Here is a 22,379-nt window from a genome sequence, read left to right as displayed (position 1 = left end):
ATTATGGTAAGTTATAATATAGATTTAACGGGTAAGACAATCCTTGTTACAGGTGCTGCTGGATTTATTGGCAGCAATCTTGTAAAGCGTTTGTTTAATGATGTGGAGAACATCAAGATAATAGGTATTGATAGTATTACAGATTACTATGATGTGAATATCAAATATGAGCGCCTGAAGGAAATCGAGGCTATGGGTAAAGATTGGACGTTTGTTCATGACTCTATTGCCAATAAGGAGATTATCGAGAAAATCTTCTCAGCTAACCAGATTTCTGTGGTTGTCAACCTTGCTGCTCAGGCAGGAGTACGTTATAGTATTACTAATCCTGATGCTTATATTCAGAGCAACCTCATTGGTTTCTATAACATTCTGGAGGCTTGCCGTCATCACGAGGTAGAGCATTTGGTATATGCAAGTTCTAGTAGCGTGTATGGAAGCAATAAAAAGGTTCCATATTCTACAGATGATAAGGTGGATAATCCTGTAAGTCTTTATGCTGCAACGAAGAAGAGCAACGAGTTGATGGCTCATGCATATTCTAAACTCTATAACATTCCTAGTACAGGCTTGAGATTCTTTACTGTGTATGGTCCAGCGGGAAGGCCTGATATGGCATACTTTGGATTTACCAACAAACTGGTAAAGGGCGATACCATCAAGATCTTCAACTATGGTAACTGCAAGCGTGACTTCACTTACGTGGATGACATCGTGGAAGGCATCGTGAGAGTGATGCAGCATGCTCCTGAGAAGCAGAATGGCGAGGACGGTTTACCTATCCCTCCATATAAGGTTTACAATATTGGCAACTCACATCCTGAGAACCTGCTGGAGTTTGTAAGCATCCTGCAGGAGGAGCTGATTCGTGCCGGTGTGCTGCCAGAAGATTATGACTTTGAGGCGCACAAGGAACTGGTGGCAATGCAGCCGGGCGATGTGCCTGTTACTTATGCAGATACAACACCTTTGGAAGAAGATTTTGGTTACAAGCCATCTACTTCTTTACGTGAGGGATTACGTGTCTTTGCCGAATGGTTTAAGAAATATTATTTGTAAAAAACAAATAATAAAGGCAGAATTAGATAGTGTGTAGATAACGCAACCATGTATCTTTTTCATAAATCTCGAAGATATGCTTGATCAATCTTTAGAAGGTATATTATTTCTTCCTTGAACTATCAGACCTCTATTGATAAGAAGTAAAGGTATCTGAGCAGATGAATACTATAGAACGGTGGATTTAAAATAAGAATATTATTCGGTAGGCGAAGCACCACTAGCATTTATTTATGAGCTACTTTTCGCTTTTGGTGTGGAGCCTGCCTTTCTATGATTTTTAATGGATTTGAAATATGAAAGTTGTGCTTCTTGCAGGTGGTTTCGGCTCCCGCATTTCTGAGGAATCTCAGTTTAAACCAAAGCCAATGATTGAGATAGGCGGTATGCCTATCCTTTGGCATATTATGAAGGAGTATGCTTATTATGGGCATACCGAGTTTATCATCTGTGCAGGATATAAGCAGGAATATATCAAAGATTGGTTTGCCAATTACTTCTTGCACAATTCTGACGTTACTTTTGATTATCGTAATGGTAAAAACGAAATGACAGTGCATCAAACCAATATGGAACCTTGGAAAGTCACGGTTGTAGATACTGGTTATAATACTATGACTGGTGGACGTATCAAGCGGATTCAAAAATATGTAGGAAATGAAACGTTCCTCATGACTTATGGTGATGGTGTATGCGATGTGGAAATTGATAAACTTATAGAGTTCCATAAGAGTCATGGGAAACTTGCAACTCTAACAGCAGTTAAGATGGCGCAAGACAAGGGAATTCTTGATATTACCAAAGACCAGGCTGTCCGTGCATTCCGTGAAAAGAGTGCATTAGATGGTTCTCCTATCAATGCAGGCTACATGGTTCTTGAACCAGAAGTTTTTGATTTGTTAGAAGGTGGAGACTCTTGTGTTTTCGAAAAGACAGCTTTGGTTAAGCTGGCAGAACAAGGTCAATTGATGTCATATGTTCATACTGGTTTCTGGCAGTGTATGGACAATATCCGTGAGAAGTCTCTTCTTGAGAAACTTCTTGCAGAAGATAAAGCTCCTTGGAAACGTTGGGATCGTAGCATTCCAGAGATTCCAGATTATGCAAAGTAATGAATATAATTAATAAGAATGGAAAATATATTTGATTTCTATAAAGGAAAACGAGTTTTCCTTACGGGACATACGGGTTTTAAAGGCTCCTGGATGTGCAAGATACTTGCAAATGCTGGAGCTATTGTAACTGGTTATTCTTTAGAAGCACCAACAGAACCGTCTCTCTTTAAAATTGCTAATATTGAGGGTGATGTACATTCTGTTATTGGTGATATTCGTGATATGGCTGCACTTAAAAAGGCCTTTGATGAAGCTCAGCCTGAGATTGTTCTTCATCTCGCGGCACAACCTATAGTTCGTGATTCCTATAAGGATCCAGCTTATACGTATGAAACAAATGTCATGGGTACGGTTAATATTTTGGAGTGTGTACGTCAGAACAAATGCGTGAAGTCGTTCCTTAATGTAACTACAGACAAAGTATATCTCAATAAAGAGTGGAACTGGGGATATCGTGAGAATGAAGAGTTAGATGGCTATGATCCTTACTCTAATTCAAAATCATGCTCAGAGCTTGTCACTCATTCATATAAGCGTTCGTTCTTTACTGATAATAATGGTCTTCCTGTCATCCCGATTTCAACTGCTAGAGCTGGTAATGTAATTGGAGGTGGTGATTTTGCAAATGACCGTATTATCCCTGACTGTATTCGTGCTGCAGAAAAGCATGAGGATATCGTAGTTAGAAATCCTTATTCTACTCGTCCTTATCAGCATGTTTTGGAGCCTCTGTATGCTTATCTTGTGATTGCTATGAAGCAGTATGAGGATAAAAAGTATGCCGACTATTATAATGTAGGTCCTGATGACGTTGATTGCTTCCAGACTGGAGCTCTTGTGGACCTTTTCGTCAGCAAATGGGGAGAAGGTATGAAATGGGTGAATAAATATGATGGAGGACCTCATGAAGCAAACTTCCTGAAGTTGGATTGTTCTAAATTGAAGGCAACCTTTGGCTGGTCTCCTCGTTGGAATCTTGATGAAGCAATGGAAAAGATTGTAGAGTGGAGCAAGACTTGGCTTGAAGGAGGTGATGTTCGTGCTTGCATGGATAAGCAGATTTCGGAATTCTTAAAAGTATAATGAATATGAAGAATGTAATTGTAACAGGCGGTAATGGCTTTATAGGTAGTTCGCTCATCAAAAAGTTGGTTGCGAATGGTATCAAGGTTGTTGCCGTAGATATAACGTTTCAAGGAGAACGTCTTCCTGATAGTGAACTCATTACTAAAATTGAATCCTGTGTGGATGCTTCCCTTGTCGAGAAACTCCCAGTTGAAGAGTATGATGCATTTTATCATCTTGCCTGGAAAGGTGTGAATGGAGCTGACAAGGCAAATCCTTCTGTTCAGCTTGCTAATATTCAAATGGCAATAGATTGTGTCGATATCTGTAAAAAGTTAAATGTAAAGAAGTTTCTCTGTGCTGGTACTGTTGCAGAAAATGCTACATTTAGCCTTCCTAATTTAGAGAAAACATCAGGAGGTATGATGTATGGTGTCGCAAAGCATGCATGTCGTCTCATCTTGGAAGATTATTGTAAGAACATCGGGCAGCAATTTGTATGGATGCAGTTCTCTAATATCTATGGAGTAGGTAATAAGACGGGTAATCTCGTAAGTTATACTCTAGGTGAATTAATGACTGGTAATGAGGCTACTTTTGGTCCTGCGCTTCAACCTTATGATTTCATTTATGTTGATGATTTAATTGAGGCAGTGTATCGACTTGGAGAAAAAGAAACCAATAAAACATTCTATTACATTGGTTCTGGTTCACCTCGTCAATTGAAGGAATACCTCCTTCGTATAGGGGAATTAGCGGGATATGCTGATAAAGTAGGTATTGGAATTCGTCCAGATGATGGAATTAAGTATTCTATGGATATGTTCTGTAATGATGATCTTGTAGATGCTATCGGTGAATATGTATCTACAGATTTTGATAATGGTATAAATAAAACAATAGAGTGGCTCAAAAGCCTTTAATAGATATGATACAGAAATTTGATTTCAAAGAGCTTGAAATGAAAGGAGCATACGAAATTACTCCTTTCTATGCAACCGACGAGCGTGGTGGCTTCGTCAAGGATTACAATATAGATACTTTTAAGCAGAATGGTATCAACCATGAACTGAAGGAGGTATTCTATACAATCAGTAAAAAAGGCGTGATTCGTGCTATGCATTTTCAACTTGTAAAACAACAAGCTAAACTTGTACGTTGTATTAGTGGACATGTATATGATGTGATTATCGATCTTCGACCAGATTCGCCTACATTTGGAAAGTGGCAAGGATTTGACTTAACAGGTGAAAACCAGAAGACTCTTTTTGTACCACAATTCTTTGGTCATGGTTACCTTGTACTTGAGGATTCTGTAGTCAGTTACAAGTGTGGAGAAGTTTTCTATGGTGAAGGAGATGCTGGCATCATGTATAATGATCCTGATATGGGTATAGATTGGCCATTTGAGAAGATCGGTGGCATCGAGAATCTTATTATCTCAGAAAAGGATAAGAATCTGATGAGTTTGAAAGAATATATAGAAAGAATAAAGTAATTTAGTATGCGTAAAATAACAGTTCTTTACGATGGTACGCTTTATACATATGTATGGCTTAAAGCTATACTGACTTTAAAATCATACTTCAGAGAAAGAGGATATAAGTTAGAGTTACTTAATATTCTCTCTTACTTACCTGTTGCAGGATTATGTAATAAGCAGCTGGACGAGGCTTTGAAACTACGAGAATTTGATATACTTCTATTGGCTTTTCATCACTCTACTTCTGATTTAGGAAAAATGGCTTCTGAAGAAAGAATAGAGTTGTTAAAGAGATTGAAAGCGAAATCTAATCGTTTAGTATGGTTGGATACTGCAGATAGTACTGGTAGTTGTGTGTTTGATATTCTTCCTGTTGTCGATAAGTATTTGAAAAAACAGCTATGTCATGATTTGTCATTATATAAACAAAACTTATATTTAGATCGTGTTTATGTTGATTTCTATGCTAAGCAACAAAGTGTTGAAGCCCCAGCAGATGATGGACATCAATGTCTTTTACAAGATAAGTATATTGGAAAAATAGGAGTTTCATGGAACATTGGATTAAATGATTTCTTAAGTCCTAAAATACTAAGATTAATACCAAATGGAATGTGTTATCCTAAAATTGAAAGATTTTCGACGGAACGACAATATGATATATTCTTTAATGGAACTGTTAAATATTCTTCTCTTGTTAGCTATCAACGTTTAAAGGTATGTGATTATTTAAAAGCTAATGAATTGTCAAAGAATATACCCAATCCTGGATTAAAAATGTCTCATAAAGAGTATATAGAGTATATGAAAAACTCTAAGGCATGTATATCTCCATTTGGTTGGGGAGAAATATGCTATCGTGATTTTGAGTCTTTCTTTTATGGTGCTACTTTGTTGAAGCCTACTGTTGATCATATGGATACATTTCCAAATTTCTTCATCAAGAATGAAACTTATATTCCTATAGATTGGAATTTTGATAATATTAATGATGTCTTTGAGTTGGTCGGTTCCGAGCAATATAAAGAGGTTGCAAAAAATGGTCAGGAGTTATTTCTTGATTACATTAATGGTAAAAAAGACGAAATCGTTGACCATATTTTAAATTCAATAATGAATTAAACATATCAATATGTCAGCAAAGATATTAATTAGATTTGATGATATTTGTCCAACGATGGATTTTAAGCAGTTTCATATAGCTGAAACCATGATGGATGAGTATCAGGTAAAACCACTTATTGGAGTTGTTCCAGATTGCAAGGATGCAGATCTCCAGATTTCGGATGAAAAAAGTGACTTTTGGGGATATGTGCTTGCCTTGCAAAAGAAAGGTTATACTATAGCGATGCATGGATTGAACCATGTCTTTGATAGTCCCCATAAGGGAATGGTTAATAATCGTGTTGGTTCTGAGTTCTCTGGTCATTCACTGGAAGTGCAGGTTGAAAAAATCCGAAAGGGCAAAGAATTACTGCAATCTCATGGCATTGAGACCGATATCTTTTTCGCTCCTGCTCATTCATACGATGATAATACGATAAAAGCCTTATCTTTGTGTGGCTTTAAGTATATCTCCGACGGAAAAAGTTCAAAGGCTTATGAAAAGTATGGGATAAAGTTGTTGCCTTGTCGTTCTGGTGGTTGTCCTAAAATTCCGAAACAAGGTTACGTTACTGCTGTTTTTCATGCACACGAATGGGCGTGGTTACATAAGAAGTACTGTTTTGATGAGTTTAAAACGTTGCTGAAGAACTACCATAATGATGTCGTTTCTTTTGATGAATATAGAATGCAACCTGTTTCAAATACAATGGTTCAGCAATTAAACGAAAAAATATATGTTTTATACGAGTATAGAGTATATGCATATCTCAAAAAAGTTTATCGTTTTATTTTACGAAGATGAGGGTAATATACATAATACATAGTTTGCCTGTTGGTGGGGCAGAAACACTGGTTGTTAACTATATATTAAAGTTAAAGCAAGCAGGTATAGATATTTGTTTAGTTGAATTTTATCATACAGATTCTTATCTTTCTACCAAGATTCAAGATAGCGGTATTCCGTATTACACTTTGCAAAAATCGAATAGCCGCATAAAACATCTTTTTCTGAGATTCTTTTATGACGACTCTTTAAGAAAGTTGAATAAAATAATATCAGATTTGCAGCCAGACGTAATCCATTATCACACAGTCTTTAAAAATTTAGATAAGGTAAGTTTTCCAATAGATAAGTGCGTTTTTACCTATCATTCTCGTGTAGAACGTAATTTTAATGTTGGTAGTTATGTCCGTCCTTTGATAGAACATTTATCTCAAAAAGGAATGAAATTTATTGCAATATCACAATTGCTTCATGACGATATAGAACATTTCTTTCCTTGTGCTCAGATTGTTGATATACCGAATGGTGTAGATTTGGAACATATTAGAGCTCAAAAAGGAAAAAAGAAAGATCTATGTGAGATGCTATCCATTCCTGAAGATTCTTTCATTATTGGACAAGTGGGGCGATTCAACCAAGTAAAAAATCATCTTTTTACAATTCATTTGTTTAAGGATATTATACGAAAAAAAGAAAATGCTCATCTTGTTTTTGTTGGAACTGGTAATGAAGGTGAACTTAGGTTGATAAAAAATGAAATAGCAAAGTATGATTTAGAGTCACATGTTCATCTAATGGGATTAAGAAAGGATGCTACCAAAATTATGAGTTGTTTTGATACTCTTGTTTTACCATCTTTATCAGAGAGTTTTTCATTAGTATTGATAGAGGCTCAAGCTAATAATGTACGCTGTGTAGCATCAGACGCAGTACCGATGGATGTTATTTGTAATGCAAATTGCTTTGCCTTGTCTTTGAGTGCTCCTAAGCAACAGTGGATTGATACTGTCATAGGGCAAAACGGGAGTAAAAAGAATAGGTCATTGCTTCAGTTTGATATAAATGCAGTAGTACAAAAACATATTAATTTATATAATACAATGATGTAATTATGAAATATGGTATTTTGACTTTTCACAATATTCCTAATATTGGGGCTTTATTGCAGGCATATGGATTATGCACGACCATTAGAAAATTAGGAGCAGAATGTGACTTAATAGATTATCAATGTAATAATATTATCTATAGAGAGCTTACATTTCATCCCGCTGTAGGTTTCTTGAGAAATGTTTTAGCCAAATATATTTGGAGAAAAACGGAAAGAAAGATTAAAAGCTGCCAATATTTTATGAAACAGCAAAATTTTTATAGTAAAAAGCTGTATACTAAAAAAAATATTGGAGAAGCGAATAAAGATTATGATGCTTTTATTTCTGGGTCAGATATGATATGGAATCTTTTTGTGACAGGAAATGACCTTACGTATTTCTTGGATTTTGTCGATGAAGATAAGCCAAAATATTCGTATGCTTCTTCTGTTGGTGCTGAATGGGATAGTAATACTTTGTGTAAAGTTCAACCACTTTTACACAAATACAATAGTGTTTCTGTAAGGGAGTCTGACACATGTCAAATTATTAATGATATGGGGATACCTTGTAAAAATGTCGTAGATCCGACAATGTTATTGACTCGCGATGAATGGGCAAAGATTGCATTACCACCAAAAGAAAAGGATTATGTTCTTGTATATTTTCCTACAAAGGAGAATAAGCAAGCTGCTTTAGATTATGCAAAAAGACATGGCAAGAAGGTTCTCATGATAAACATGTGGTTGTTTTCACCAGGCTTTAAAAATGTGAGTCCTATGGATCCTCCTTCATGGCTGGGATATTTTATGAATGCAAGTGCTGTTTTTACTGATTCCTATCACGGAATACTGTTTTCCTTGTATTTTCATAAACTTTTTTGGACAGGAAACTATGGAAATAGAATTTTATCTTTAATAAATACCTTGGGGTTACAAGGATGTTTGTTGAAGAATGACAGAGATCTTATCAATGAAATCGATTATAGGCTTGTTGATGAAAAGCTTCATAAGCTGCGAATCGATTCTTATAATTTCATAAAAAATCAAATTTTAAATAAATCATAAACTATGGATTTAGTAGGAAAAATTGTACCTTATTTAAAAGGTAAACGTGCTGATTATTTTACAAAGAAAAGTCTTGATAAAATTTGGAAGGATACTTCGAATAGCTGCAAGCTTAAGAAGTTGTCGAAATCACAAATATCAGATATTCAAAAGTATTGGTATGATAGAACAGGGAAAAAGGTGTCAACAAAATGGCATCAATTACTTTACTCTCTTACAGGAGAATTTAAAGTTGAATATGAGCCATTTGAAGTATGTATAGAAGTTCAGCAGTACCTTTCTCCTGCATTACAACAATACATTTTTGATGATAAAGGGCTTTATAGATCTCTATTGAATGGCTATAATATTCCTACGAGAGTTGCAGAATGCAATAATGGTATATATTATTTGCCAAATCAGGAAGGTCCTTGCGAAATAGAAAAGGAGTCTTTTCTTAAGAAACTTGAAAATGTCAATAATTGTATTATCAAGCCTTCTAAGGGTACAGATGGAGGCAGAGGTGTATGCTCTTTTTCGGTTACAGAGGGCATAGTAGATAATTCTCAAGTGAAATTAGCTGAGTATATTCGTAAATATGAAGCAAAGTATGGTTTGAACTATTGCATTGAGAGTAAGATAGACGAATGCGAAAATCTTTCATGTTTGAATCCTTCCTCTTGTAATAGTTTAAGAATTCATACATTCCGTAATAGACAAACTCAAAAGATAGAATTTCTGTCTTCATACGTTCGTATCGGTAAAAAAGGTAACGTAGTGGATAATGCGTATTCTGGGGGATTCTGTGCTCCTGTTTATCCTGGTGGATTGTTGAAAAAAGCTATTACTGTTTATCCTTATAAGACATATAAGTATACAGAAAGTGGTATTTATCTCGAAAATTATTGTATCGATAATTTTCAAAATATGGTTGATACCGTATTGAAAGCGCATTCTTCTTTGCCAATGTTTGACTTGATAGGATGGGATGTTGCAATGGATAAAAATGGGAATGTTATTATTATAGAGTTCAATCCAAATCCTGATGTAAGAATGGAACAAGTTATTTTTGGAACTACTTGTTTGGCTAACAAACAGGATGAAGTATTAAAACAAGTTTATCAGAAGCGTGGCAAATAATATTTTTGAGAATTTTAAAAAGGTTGATTGTTGCGGGTGCTCTGCATGTGAGACGATATGTGGTAAGAATGCCATTACACTGCAATATGATGACCAAGGTTTTTTATATCCGAATGTTGACACACATAAGTGTGTAAATTGTGGTCTTTGCACTAAAGTATGTCCTTCTTTTGATAAGAAGATAACTAAGTTGGATTTATGTTATGCTGTAAAACGTACTGAAATTGAGAAAATGAAGTCTTCTTCAAGTGGAGGGTTCGCTGCAGCATTAAGTGAATTTGTTGTTAGTAACGGAGGTGTTGTTTATGGTGTCGCTTATGAACCTTTTCCGCATGTTGCTACAATTCGTGTTGACAATATTAAGGATCTTGAAAAGTTAAAGGGAAGCAAGTATGTACAGACTGATCCATCAAAATCATTTCATGATGTCCTGATAGATTTAAAGTCAGGTCAATTTGTTGCTTATTTCGGTACTTCTTGTCATATTAATGGATTGCTCAATTATCTTCAGTTAAAAAAGGTTAGTATCGATTCGCTGCTCACAATTGATCTTATTTGTCATGGGGTTCCTAGTCCTCGTTTATTTGAGGAATATATAAGTTGGCTTTCAAAAAAGAAAAAAGTAACAGGATTTGACTTTAGAACTAAGGTAAATGGATGGGGTGGAGGTAGTATAAATTTCTATCCTACAATATATTATGGGGCTAATCAAGAATGTAATACATTAAAGTCATGGGGTTATACAAAGTTATTCTTTTCAAATAATTGCTTGCGTCCATTCTGTTATAATTGTCCTTATGCAGGAAAAGGACGTTCTGGCGATTTTTCAATTGCAGATTATTGGGATGTTGAGAAAGTTTTTCCTGATTTCTATTCAAAACAGGGTGTATCTTTAGTATTTGTGAACAATATTAAAGCACAACATTTTTTTTCTAAACTTAACAATATTGAAGTCAAACAATCTAAATATGGTTTAGGTATGGAAAGACAAGCTAATTTGATAAAGCCGTCGTCTATCAGCCCGCGATATGATGAATTTTGGATAGATTATAAGAACGGAGGTATTGTTTGCGTTTTAAAAAAATATGCACAGCTAAGTTTTGTCGCTCAAATAAAACATAAATTAAAGAAGGTCTTAAAGAGAAAGTGAAATGTCTGAAAATAGCAATAAATCAGTAATTGATAATAGAAGGGTCATGAAAAATACAGTCTTTCTGTATTTACGTATGCTCTTTGTTATGATTATTAGTCTTTATACAGTCCGGATTGTTCTTCGTGAACTTGGGGTTGTTGACTATGGAATTAATAATGTTGTAGGTAGTGTTGTGGCATTATGTTCATTTTTGACTAGTTCCTTAACAGCAGTATGCAACCGCTATTTTTCTAAAGAGATAGTGAAAGGTGACAAGGTTTCCTTTAATAATTGTTTTTGCTTAAATGTAACTTCATTTTCAGTATTAGCATTATTGGCTGTTGTCTTATTGGAGACTTTTGGTATTTGGTATCTTAATAATAAGATGATAATACCAGAAGACCGAATGTTTGCTGCTCATATAGTATATCAATTTTCCATTATTAATTTATGTTTGTCATTTATTTCAATACCATATAATTCTTTAATTATTTCGCATGAACGTATGTCGTTCTTTGCTTATGTGGGCATATTTGAATCTGTGGCTAAACTTCTTGTTGCTTATCTTATTGTTATTTCTGTCGGTGATAAACTGATATACTATAATTTTTTATCTCTTATAGTAACAGTAGCAGTAACCTTAGCATATATTATCTATTGTTTTAAATACTTTTCCGAAAGCAGGTATAGATTCTATTGGAATAAAAAAGAGTTTGAGGAAATTTTTACTTTTGTTAGTTGGTATTTTTTTGGTAGTATATCTGCTGTTATAAAATCATCAGGATTGAATTTATTGATTAATGCATTTTTCTCTCCGTCTGTTAATGCAGCCCGAGCTATTGCTTTCCAAGTAGAAGGTGCTTTACGGAAGTTTACTGATGGCTTTTTTACAGCTTCAAAACCCCAAATATATAAAGCATATTCTAATAATGAACATGAAGGGTTAAATAGAATGCTGATAAGAACATCTTTAATATGTACTTTTCTAATGGCATTTCTTTCTTTGCCGATTTTTTTTAATGCAGAATCTATCCTTTCTCTTTGGTTAGGGAATGTACCCCAAAAATCTGTCATCTTTTTGCAGTTGATAATTATTGATAGTATTTTAAATGTCATAACAGAGCCGATAATTTTAACAATATTAGCAACGGGACAACAGAAGATATATCAAATAGTAGAGTTTATATTAAGAGTCTCAATACTGCCAATATCGTATATGTTTCTGTCATTTGGGTATGAGGCTGAAATTACGATGGTTGTTTCTATTTTGATGTCTATAATTTCTGTATACGTAAGAATATTAATGTTGGCAGGAAAATATTCAAAATTTGAGCTAAAAAGATTTATGAAATATGTCACTAAATTAATTCTTGGATATACGTTTATTATTATATTAGTTAAGCAAATTGAAAAGGATAGTATGAATGAATTTCTATACATTATTTTCTCATCAGTAATAGTTTCTCTTTTAGGTTTATTTTTACTTTTTTATATGCTTGAGCAAAAAGAACGTTATATTATAATGTCTAAATCAGTACATTTGATAGCAAAAAAAAAGTATGATGAGTAATCCAATATTAGATAATACTATCGAGTGCAAAAAGAAATTTTTATTAGCCTATAAGGTTTTTACCTGCAAACATATTTGATAGAAAGTTTGTTTTGGCTTATTCTTATACATAAAATTCAAAATGTCATTCTGATATTTAAAGGAAGGCTTCTTTTTACTAAAGTGCTATAAATACAGAAGGCATTAATAATCTTATATTAAAAATTTAGTAAAATGAGACCATATTGGGATAACCTATCTATGTTTTTGTACGTAGTGATGGGTATAGTTAGTATGATAAGTTTAAATAATGCTTTAAAGTATAGAGAAATATGTAAGTCTAAATCATTATTGCATTTATCATATGGCATTATTGTTTGGACTATTTTTTCATCTTTCAGAGTTGTTGATTACGGTATTGGTGGAGCAGATGCCCTAAGTTATATTGGTTATTTTGAAAATTGCATAAGCGGTTTAAAAGTATATCCTTATAGTGATCATATGGATTGGCTTATGGGGGTAATCATTAAAGCTATTCGCTATTGTACTAAAAGTCATTATGTTTTTTTTATGATAGTTTATGGTTTTATGGCATGGTCATATTTCTTTTTTTGTTATAAATATGCACCTAAAAAATCGTCATGTGTTTCATATTTCTTGCTGTTCTATTTGTACTTGCGTAGCTTTTGTACATTGCGTAGCAATTTTTGCATTAGTTTTATCTTGTTAGGATTAGTAAGTTTATTATATCTAAAAAAATATAAGGTGTATCTAATTACTTTTTCTTCTGTTTTGATTCATAAAGCAGGTGTAGTCTTTGCCATAGTGTTACCTTTTATTCAGTTCTTTTTAAAGAAAAAAATAAAAATTCCAGTTATCCTTATCATGATTGTTCTTAGTTCCATATCGGCTTCTATATTCCAGAATGTATTCCTGACAAATTTTGCAGATGTTGATTTAGGTGGAGCCTATCAAAGTTATGCTAGTAATAGTTTAGAAGAGGGAGGAGGATTTCTTGATAATGCTTGGAAAATTGCATTTGAACAAATGGCTTTAGGTTTCATGATGCTTATAAATATTAAGTCCTTGAGAAAACGTTGGTCCTCTTTTGATGATATTGATAAAAAGCGAATTGATATAATTTATTTAGTTTGTGTCTTTGATTTTATGCTTATACCTATAAATTCAATAATGGGTATTTGGCGTGGATATGAGTTCTTTTATGCTCCTCGTTTGGTGATGTGGGGTGAAGTTTTGGCTTCATCTAACTGCATGAGATTGCGTATATCGCAAGTCTTGTTTTTTGTGATATTTGTAGCATGGATGATATTCCGTGTTAGTAGAACTTATGAGGATAGTGCATTAATGCCGTATTTTTTTGAACCATTATTTTATGTATAATTATGAGAAAAAAAATAATATTTTTTATTCCTTCTGGGTGTGGAGGTGCTGAGCGTCAGGCGATAGTAATCTCTAGATGCTTGAGTGATGATGAATTTGATGTGACTTATCATATATTTGGACCAAGTAATCAATTGGAAAAGTTTTTGCCTACAGAGCGTGAAGTTGTTTTCCATAAAGAACCCGTGTTTACTCATAATATGATAAGTAATCTTCGAAAGATTATTAAAGCTGAAAAGCCAGACGTGGTCTATGGACCAGAAATGCCAGTAAATTGGCGTTTGGTCTTGGCTTCTCGATTTACGAAGTGTAGAGTAATTCTCAGAAATGATAATTATCTATATACTCAAAGCTTTACTCAAAAACTAAGACTAGCTTTCACCTATCCCTTTGCCGACTATATAATAGCTCAGACTGATGAAATGAGAGATGGGTTAATTAATGGACTACATCTTTCAAAGAATTTGGTTCATACGGTGGCTAATGCTATTGATAAGAATTATATAAAGAAATGTATTTCTGAAAAGAATCCATTTGACGTTTCTGAAAAAGTACGTTTTGTGGCAGTAGGTAGATTTCATGCTGTTAAAGGATTTGATATGTTGGTTAAAGCTTTTAAAATAGTAAAATCTATTATACCTTATTCAGAGTTGTTTATCGTAGGTGAATATCATGATGACAATCCTGTTTATCAAGAGATACAAAAATATTTAGGGCAAAATGATTTAGAAGATTCTGTAGTATGTACTGGTTTTAAAGCTAATCCATATGTGTATATGAAAAATGCAGATTGTTTTGTCTTATCTTCTAGAAATGAAGGTTTACCGAATGTTATGATAGAGGCTTTGTATCTGGGGACTCCTGTTGCTGCGATGAAATGTATTCCTGTAATAGAACGAATTGTAGCAGAAGGAAAAACTGGCTATTTGGCAGGGAAAGAGAATATTGAAGAGCTTGCAGATGCAATGATAAAAGCTTCGGAGTTAGGACGTATAGTAACAACTTATAATTTGAATACTGAAGAAAAATTCGTAGAAATATTCAGAAATATTTAATGAGTGATGGAATTCACGTTAGTGTAATTCTTTGACGCAAGAAAATTAATATGGCAGGGACGGAAAGTAGGGAGTTATATTTGTGAGCTACTTTTCTTTTCCTTATGAGTACTTCCCTGCCTTTTATATTTTGTTAAGGAGCAGAATATGGATAAAAAATCAAAGTGTTTTAATAGACTTAGACTAAAATCTAAGCAAAGTGGAATTTACAGAAAGCTTTTTGCTTTGTACTCTTGGCTCTTGGGTTATGATATAAAATATTATACCCAAATTGGTGATAATTTTGAAATCTTTCATGGGGCAAGGGGCACGGTTATTAATCCAAATACAATTATAGGCAATAATGTGTCTGTTCGCCAGAATACTACTATTGGAGCAAAGGGCTTTTTAGATTCAGAAAAATGCCCATGTATAGAAGATAATGTAACTATTGGTCCAAATATTTGCATCATTGGTGATATAACTATTGGACATGATTCTGTTATTGGTGCTGGAGCGGTAGTAGTTAAGGATGTTCCTCCATATTCTGTTGTTGCGGGTAATCCGGCGAGAGTTATCAGAAGTTTAAAATCATAATACGTTTGTATTGATGAATATATTATTTTTGATGAAATGCTACGCTGTCGGTGGCATAGAAGTGGTGACGGCAACTCTAGCTAGTTGCTTTGCTCGGCATGGACACAAAGTTGTAATTGCTACATTTGAAGCTCCTGAAGCATTGACGGTAGCTCGTACTGATGATAGCGTGAAAATCTATACGTTGTGGGATTATAAGTGTACCAACCAAAATATTGTGGCACTTAGAAATTTACTTATAGAGCATCAGATACAGGTGGTGATTAATCAATGGGGCTTACCTCTTGTGTCATGCCGAGTGTTAAATAAGGCGAAGAAGGGATTGAAGGTAAAAACGATTGCAGTCTATCATAACCAAGTAGATACGAACGCTCGTATCAAAAATGTGGAGATAGCTCTTGAAGGTTGTGTCAAACCTTTGAAACGCAGTTTGCTAAAGCTGAAAAAAGCTGCGTTTAAGTTTGTGACGAGTCGAAGTATGGCGTATGTTTATCATCATACTGATATCTATCAAGTGCTCTCGCCAAGTTATATTCCTCTGTTCTCTAAGTTTACGGGTATCAATCATCCTAATCATCTTATGGTGCAAACTAATCCTGTAACCTTGGAATCTTCAGACTTCTCTTATTCATTCGATAAGAAGGAAAAGGAGATTATATATATGGGTAGAATTGATTACAACCAAAAGCGAGTGTATCGTGTGATTGATACCTGGGCAAAACTGGAGGCTCAATTCCCCGATTGGCGATTAACTATAGTGGGTGATGGAGTAGAACGTAAAAATGTAGAGCAACAAGTGGCTGATTATGGATTACAGCATGTGACATTTGAAGGTTTCCAGCAACCCAAGCCTTATTATGAGCGTGCGTCTATCTTGCTTCTTACTTCTGAATATGAAGGTTTCCCATTGGTACTTGCAGAAAGTATGAGTTTTGGTGTGATACCAGTGGTGTATAACAGCTACTCGGCTGTAGGTGATATTATAAATGATGGGGAAAATGGTCTTGTGATCCCTTATCACAAGGATGGCTACCGGACAGATGAGGCTGCAAATTTGTTATCGAATCTGATGAATGATGCAGCAAAGCGTGAGGTAATGGCATTGACTGCGATTGAAAAAAGCAAGGAATATTCGGTAGAGCGAATATATGAACAATGGTTGGAAACATTGAAGTAACAAAATTTCGATATAAGAATTATGGTACAGAATTATTTGAAAAGACTACCGAGGTTTGTTTTGTTGCGATTGTCTATGAATCGCTGGCTATCTTCTAAGTTGGTGCGTCCAAAATTATTGAAATTGGCAGGGATAAAAATGGGGCAAGATATTCATATCGGAGCAAATGTGACTTTCGATACCATCAATCATAAGTTGTTTGAGATAGGAAGTCATGTTACCATAACCATGAATACCGTACTGCTCACTCACTATCTGAAACCTCACGAAGATGGAAACTTGTCTTGGCATGTGGGAAACTTAAAGATAGGAAATCATGTTTTCATTGGTGCAAATACGGTGATAGCAAGACCTGTAACCATAGGTAATAATGTGGTGATAGCAGCTGGTAGTGTCGTAACTCATGATATACCAGATAATTGCCTTGTGGGGGGCTGCAAAGGTAATAAAAGAGTTTAAAGCTTGAATTATGAAGACAAAAATAAAGAAGAGTATAGCTAAGATTTCTTTGCTGGAGTGGTTTGCCTATATTATTACTTTCATTGGTTTTGTTGTCATAGGGATATTTTTATATCACATGTCATCCACGTTTGAAATAGGTGGAAAATTATCAAGGGATGAGATGGCGGCTACGGGTCAAGTAGGAGATTTTATGGGTGGTGTGATTGGATCTATTTGGGCTTTGGCAGGTGTGTTTCTATACTTCTCAGCAATCAAAATGCAGAATAGAGAGTTGGAAAATCAAGCTAAGTATCGAAGAGAGGATGTTATAATGGAAGCGATAAAGGATTTTGAGGCAACTTTCTTTTCTTTGTTGTCTTCGCAACAACAAATAAAGGAAGAACTTCATGCGGAATTTACAGATGTTAAGTGGAATGAAAAACACGAATTGACAGAAACTAGTATAAATGCTTCTGGTAATGACTTCTTTATGGAAGCTTTGGCTGTTCTGCAAAAGATGTATTTCTTCTCGATAAGGGATAGCTATCGTTTCAATCTTACACCCAACAAGGATTTACTTTTTGCGACAGGTAAAGATGAACAGAAACGAATAATGACAGAGTATTCAGAAGATTTAGCTGTTGTTACCCTTGGCTTTACTGAAACATTTTTCAAACAAATAAAGGCGCAAAAAACTGAATTGAAGAAATGTCAGGCTCTCTATTTCTTGTTCTCGATTCATTTTTCTTCGACAATTGGACATTATTGTCGCCATTTGTATAACATCTTGAAATATATGGATCAAGTACAACTGGATATTTTTGAAATGATTCGTAACACAATGAGTAATGAAGATCAAAGAAAAAAGATGCAAGAAGTTATGACTCGTTTCAGAAGATATGCTGCATTCTTGCAGTCTGGTTTGTCTTCATCAGAAATGTCGATTCTGTTTTATAATGCGCTTATCTATGACAAGGCACGAAAACTTTATTTGCGATATAACTTGCTGGAAAACTTGCAGGATATCTATTTGATAAAGCCAGAACATAAAGATTTGATAAGAGGATTTGTTTGTAAGACTCCTGACAAAATGATAGAAGATTATCTGTCAATAAATTAACAAGTTTAAGTGAAAAATATGGGAAAGGTTTTGTTTTTTGGAAATGGCTTAAATCTGTTAAGCCAAAATTTGTCTTGGAAAACTTTGTTGTCAAATGTTCAAGCTAAAGATGAGGCCGGGCTTGCTGTGCATGATGGCTTGAATCTAGTGGATGTTCCATATCCTTTGCAGTATGATTATATACTTCTTTCTTCTGATTTTCGTAAAAAAGTGCAAGATGTAAAGGATAGTACTGGATGGAAAAAAGTGGTAGAGGATAGGCAGATGAATTTGAAAAAGGCGATTATTGACGAGATGAAAGACTTCAAGTCAAATTTTATATATGATCAACTTTCTAATCTCCCTTTTGATGCTTATCTCACCACCAATTATGATCATGTGTTGGACGAAAGCTTGACAGCAATGGGATTTCAGTCTGTAGTGGGTGATAAATCAGAGATGAATTATAATATCAGAAGAAAGAGATGTTTGCAAAAAGATAGTATTTTGAAAACCATCTATCCTGTACATGGAGATGTAGATAGTCCACGAAGCATTGTTATAGGATATAACCATTATTGTGGAACAGTAGCAAAGGTTAGCGACTATCTGAAAGGAATTTATAAATGGAAAGAAGGAAAGGTTGGCGAACAGAAAATATCGAGTATGTTGGATCGTTTGCAGAATAACGATGGAGAAATATTTTCTTGGATAGATCATATCTTCATGTCGGATGTCTATATTGTAGGTCTTGGTTTGGATTATTCAGAGATTGACTTATGGTGGCTTCTTGATAGAAGACAAAGAATGTTGAGAGGCGATGGGGTGATGAAGCAAAATAAAATCGTTTATTTTCTTATCAAAGATTCTAAGGAATTGCAGCCACAAGAAAAAGCTAAAGTTGGTCTGCTAGATCGATTGGGGGTACAGTGTCGCTTTACAAGTATCACTCCTACAAATTCTAAAGAATATATGTTGGCATATCAAGAAATTGTTGATATGATAGCTAAGGAATTCTAATACTAATGGCTTATGACTTCAGATGATTTTAAAATAATTTTAAAGAATAGAAAAGGTGCTCCCTTTCTATTCTTGGGTTCTGGCTTTTCACGTCATTATTTAGGTACTCCTCAATGGGATGGTATATTGCAAATGTTTGTTCCCCACAAGCTGGCACAATATTATTCGAAACTGGATACTAAATCTTTGATAAAGGTTGCTACGGCTATTGCAAAAGATGTTACCGATGATTTTTGGAGTCTTGACGATGAAGATGAATTTAAAAAGGAAAATCAAGATAGCATCGTAGATGCGTCCTCTGTGTTGAAAATTAAAATATCACAGTATCTTAAAAAACAATCATTGAAAGAATTCCCTTCGGAATATGAGGATGAAATTCATATGCTTGAAAGATTGTGTATTGATGGAATCATAACAACCAATTGGGATGATACGGCCGAAAGATTATTCCCTAAGTTTACATCTTATATTGGTCAAGAGCAATTGATTTTTTCATCTACATACAGTGTTGGGGAAATATATAAGATTCATGGTAGTTTTGAGAAACCTCAATCAATGATTCTTACAGAGCAAGACTATGAAGGATTCGACAAGAAAAATCCATATTTGGCAGCTAAACTGATAACGATATTTATAGAACATCCTATAGCGTTTCTAGGATATTCGATTTCTGATACTAATATTCAAGAGATTTTGCAATCTATTGTAAATTGCTTGGATAATGATAACATCGAAAAGCTTCAGAATAACTTAATATTTGTAGAGTGGGTTCATGAGGAGGGTTTTGAAATGAAAATAGAACGGCAAGATATTATGATGAGCAATAATGTAAACTTGCCTGTCATTAAAATCAAAACTCATAGCTACAAAGATGTATATGAATTGTTGCAATATTATGAGCGTACTATTCCTGCCAATCTTTTGAGAGAGTATAAAAAGCAATTTTATGAAATTGTTCAATCGGAAACGCCAGAGAAGCAGCTATATGTGTTGCCGTCAGAAAAAATAGATGGCAATAAAAATATTCAAGTTGTCTATGGTTTTGGTGCCATTGGTCAATTTAGGTCAGCAGTTGGCTATAGAGGTATAAAGTCCGTTGAATTACTTAGAGACGTATTATCTGAAAAGCAAGAGTGGAATGCAGGACAGGTTTTAACTGATGCTTATCCTCAACTAAGGAAATCTTCTCGAAAAGCTTTTTTGCCAATTTATAAGTATTTGTCTCAAGTGGGTATAAATAGTGATGAAAGTTATAAGGGTAATAAGTTAGGAATTAATTATACTTTGCGAAAAGGTCATGAATTTCAATCATATAAGTTTTCTGATGAGGAAAAGAATCTTTCATTGAGAGAGGTTTTGGAAAAATATAAAGGTACTGAGGTGTGGAAAGCGGTATCTTTAATACCTTATTTAGACATACAGGAAAATGAATTAGATGTTCTTCGCCATTTTATAGAGAGAAATTTCAATGATTTTCTTGTGAAAAAGAATGGTTATTCAACCAATATGAGAAAACTAATTTGTTTTTATGATTGGAAAAAATATGGATGGGAATAAGAGGATTTATTATGTCAATATTAGTTTCTAAGATTATATCAACGGAATTCTTTTCCGTTAATCAGATATTCGAGAATAAGGGAAAGGCATATACCTATCTCAACCCAGTGTCTTATTTGACTGCTCTCGACAATAAGGAGCTATTCTCGCAGCTGGATGGTATCTTTGCGGATGGTGGTTTGTTGGTGAAAGCCATCAAATTGGTGTATGGCAAGCAGGTGACCCGAAGAAGTTTTGATATGACTTCGATGGCACCGGAGTTGTTCTCGTATGCAGAGGAAAATGGTAAGACTATCTATATTGTGGCTTCTAAACAGGAGCAGGTGGAGAAGGCTGTAGAGATATTCCGTGAGCGGTATCCAAAGGTGAAGTTTGCTGGTTATCGTAACGGTTATTTTGCTTCGGAACAGGAAATGGATGAAGAGGCAAAGCATATCGTTAAACTGAATCCCGACTTTCTGATTGTTGGAATGGGAGCCTTGATGCAAGAGAAGTTCCTGCTAAAGGCGAAGAATGCCGGTTATCAGGGTATCGGGTTTACCTGTGGTGGATTTATCCATCAGACTTCCAGGAATGAGATAGATTATTATCCGGTATGGGTAGATAAGACGAATCTTCGCTTTGTTTATCGAATGTGGAAGGAACCACATACCCGTAAGCGTTATGTGATGGCAGGCTTGCTGTTTCCTGCAAGATTTATCGCAGAAAAAATCTTCGGATAGTCTTGTAAAGCCAGTGAATGGGAGTGAAGACTACCGATATAGGAAGTAATATAATGAGTAGGAGTGTCGGTATAATATGACCGTAAGTATTCTTTTACCTTTGCACCCGGAATCACGAAAGCTAAAGTTGGTTAATGGGTGTTAAGATGTACTAGTAAGTATCCTAGATATTCTCTATTCACCGATTCAGTCCTTCGCCTACCCAACATTCTTTCTTGATTCCATTAAATTCTAAAATGTTAATAATATGGATAAAGAACTGTATTTTGGCGTAGATGTCTCCAAGAAGACTCTCGACCTTGCTTATTATGATGGTGAAACCATCGATTGGAAGAATGCTCATATTAAGGTGAGCAATGATGATGCTGGGTTCAAAAAGATTGGCTCCTGGGTCGCAAAGGTAGGAAAAGACTTTGATACCTTTTTGTTCTGTCTGGAATATACCGGACTCTATAACCAAAACTTTAGATTATGGTTGGAATCCAAAGAATATATCTATAGTATGGTGGAACCTCGCAAAATGCATCGCTTTGAGCCAGACTTGGATGATGACCAGCGCTCTCTAGACCGTATCAAGACTGATGAACTGGATGCTTTCAGAATAGCAATCTATTGTGAGCAGAACCACAAGAAGATTCTTCGCAATCCCTCCAAGCTTCCCTCACCTGTCTATTTCAAGTTGAAGAGACTGCTGGCTGAGCGTAAGGTAAACCACCAATACAGCGTAAGGTGGGGTAAATGAAAAATATTATCTTTGCAA

The 22,379-nt window shown here is 34.8% G+C and carries 22 protein-coding genes; all 22 read left to right on the top strand.

From position 1 onward, the window contains the following. Positions 1–3: 3 nt before the first annotated feature. The 22 genes from F7D73_RS08365 (at position 4) to F7D73_RS08260 (ending at position 22,361) form a co-directional block, all read left to right on the top strand. The gene (locus F7D73_RS08365; protein WP_153123826.1) at positions 4–1,059 is read left to right on the top strand and encodes an NAD-dependent epimerase/dehydratase family protein; all 1,056 of its coding nucleotides are present in this window, start codon (positions 4–6) and stop codon (positions 1,057–1,059) included. 296 nt (positions 1,060–1,355) lie between these two features. Then, positions 1,356–2,171, top strand: coding sequence for a glucose-1-phosphate cytidylyltransferase (rfbF, locus tag F7D73_RS08360; RefSeq protein WP_153123824.1), 816 nt, complete (start codon positions 1,356–1,358; stop codon positions 2,169–2,171). A gap of 18 nt (positions 2,172–2,189) precedes the next feature. Then, positions 2,190–3,257, top strand: coding sequence for a CDP-glucose 4,6-dehydratase (gene rfbG / locus F7D73_RS08355; RefSeq protein WP_153123822.1), 1,068 nt, complete (start codon positions 2,190–2,192; stop codon positions 3,255–3,257). A 5-nt stretch (positions 3,258–3,262) separates the two neighbouring features. Further along, a complete protein-coding gene (locus F7D73_RS08350; RefSeq protein ID WP_153123820.1) occupies positions 3,263–4,162 on the top strand; it encodes an NAD-dependent epimerase/dehydratase family protein in 900 nt (299 codons plus the stop codon). A gap of 5 nt (positions 4,163–4,167) precedes the next feature. Next, on the top strand, positions 4,168–4,737 hold the full coding sequence (gene rfbC / locus F7D73_RS08345; RefSeq protein ID WP_153123818.1) for a dTDP-4-dehydrorhamnose 3,5-epimerase: 570 nt from the start codon (positions 4,168–4,170) through the stop codon (positions 4,735–4,737). A 6-nt stretch (positions 4,738–4,743) separates the two neighbouring features. Next, positions 4,744–5,844: a hypothetical protein gene (locus F7D73_RS08340; RefSeq protein WP_153123817.1), complete on the top strand. Its 1,101-nt coding sequence runs from the start codon at positions 4,744–4,746 to the stop codon at positions 5,842–5,844. Between the two features lie 10 nt (positions 5,845–5,854). After that, positions 5,855–6,631, top strand: a complete 777-nt coding sequence (locus tag F7D73_RS08335; protein WP_153123815.1) for a DUF2334 domain-containing protein — start codon at positions 5,855–5,857, stop codon at positions 6,629–6,631. Beyond that, positions 6,628–7,722, top strand: coding sequence for a glycosyltransferase (locus tag F7D73_RS08330; protein ID WP_153123813.1), 1,095 nt, complete (start codon positions 6,628–6,630; stop codon positions 7,720–7,722). The genes F7D73_RS08335 and F7D73_RS08330 overlap by 4 nt, the downstream gene beginning before the upstream one ends. A gap of 2 nt (positions 7,723–7,724) precedes the next feature. Further along, on the top strand, positions 7,725–8,771 hold the full coding sequence (locus F7D73_RS08325) for a polysaccharide pyruvyl transferase family protein (RefSeq protein ID WP_153123811.1): 1,047 nt from the start codon (positions 7,725–7,727) through the stop codon (positions 8,769–8,771). A gap of 3 nt (positions 8,772–8,774) precedes the next feature. Continuing rightward, entirely contained in the window at positions 8,775–9,890 is a 1,116-nt protein-coding gene (locus tag F7D73_RS08320; protein ID WP_153123809.1) for a sugar-transfer associated ATP-grasp domain-containing protein, read from the top strand. After that, positions 9,880–11,040 (top strand): Coenzyme F420 hydrogenase/dehydrogenase, beta subunit C-terminal domain, encoded by a 1,161-nt coding sequence (locus tag F7D73_RS08315; RefSeq protein WP_153123807.1) that lies wholly within the window; start codon positions 9,880–9,882, stop codon positions 11,038–11,040. Before F7D73_RS08320 ends, F7D73_RS08315 begins: the two co-directional genes overlap by 11 nt. A gap of 1 nt (position 11,041) precedes the next feature. After that, positions 11,042–12,592, top strand: coding sequence for a lipopolysaccharide biosynthesis protein (locus tag F7D73_RS08310; RefSeq protein ID WP_153123805.1), 1,551 nt, complete (start codon positions 11,042–11,044; stop codon positions 12,590–12,592). Positions 12,593–12,805: 213 nt separating this feature from the next. After that, a complete protein-coding gene (locus F7D73_RS08305; RefSeq protein WP_153123803.1) occupies positions 12,806–13,972 on the top strand; it encodes an EpsG family protein in 1,167 nt (388 codons plus the stop codon). A gap of 2 nt (positions 13,973–13,974) precedes the next feature. After that, positions 13,975–15,027, top strand: coding sequence for a glycosyltransferase (locus F7D73_RS08300; protein ID WP_153123801.1), 1,053 nt, complete (start codon positions 13,975–13,977; stop codon positions 15,025–15,027). Between the two features lie 147 nt (positions 15,028–15,174). Then, on the top strand, positions 15,175–15,603 hold the full coding sequence (locus F7D73_RS08295; protein WP_153123799.1) for a serine O-acetyltransferase: 429 nt from the start codon (positions 15,175–15,177) through the stop codon (positions 15,601–15,603). A 13-nt stretch (positions 15,604–15,616) separates the two neighbouring features. Next, positions 15,617–16,780, top strand: coding sequence for a glycosyltransferase (locus F7D73_RS08290; protein WP_153123797.1), 1,164 nt, complete (start codon positions 15,617–15,619; stop codon positions 16,778–16,780). A 21-nt stretch (positions 16,781–16,801) separates the two neighbouring features. Next, a complete protein-coding gene (locus F7D73_RS08285) occupies positions 16,802–17,239 on the top strand; it encodes an acyltransferase (protein ID WP_228117676.1) in 438 nt (145 codons plus the stop codon). 10 nt (positions 17,240–17,249) lie between these two features. Then, positions 17,250–18,341: a putative phage abortive infection protein gene (locus F7D73_RS08280; RefSeq protein ID WP_153123796.1), complete on the top strand. Its 1,092-nt coding sequence runs from the start codon at positions 17,250–17,252 to the stop codon at positions 18,339–18,341. An 18-nt stretch (positions 18,342–18,359) separates the two neighbouring features. Then, positions 18,360–19,340: an SIR2 family protein gene (locus tag F7D73_RS08275; protein WP_153123793.1), complete on the top strand. Its 981-nt coding sequence runs from the start codon at positions 18,360–18,362 to the stop codon at positions 19,338–19,340. Between the two features lie 12 nt (positions 19,341–19,352). Continuing rightward, positions 19,353–20,897: an SIR2 family protein gene (locus tag F7D73_RS08270; protein ID WP_153123791.1), complete on the top strand. Its 1,545-nt coding sequence runs from the start codon at positions 19,353–19,355 to the stop codon at positions 20,895–20,897. Between the two features lie 8 nt (positions 20,898–20,905). Next, complete coding sequence (locus tag F7D73_RS08265; protein WP_367383708.1) at positions 20,906–21,619, top strand: WecB/TagA/CpsF family glycosyltransferase; 714 nt, start codon at positions 20,906–20,908, stop codon at positions 21,617–21,619. 247 nt (positions 21,620–21,866) lie between these two features. After that, positions 21,867–22,361: an IS110 family transposase gene (locus F7D73_RS08260; RefSeq protein ID WP_153123787.1), complete on the top strand. Its 495-nt coding sequence runs from the start codon at positions 21,867–21,869 to the stop codon at positions 22,359–22,361. Positions 22,362–22,379: the final 18 nt, after the last annotated feature.

The organism is Segatella copri, from assembly GCF_009494395.1.
Taxonomy (GTDB): Bacteria; Bacteroidota; Bacteroidia; order Bacteroidales; family Bacteroidaceae; genus Prevotella.
The sequence above is the reverse complement of the archived record's forward strand: the minus strand, read 5'-3'. Positions and strand labels throughout refer to the sequence as shown.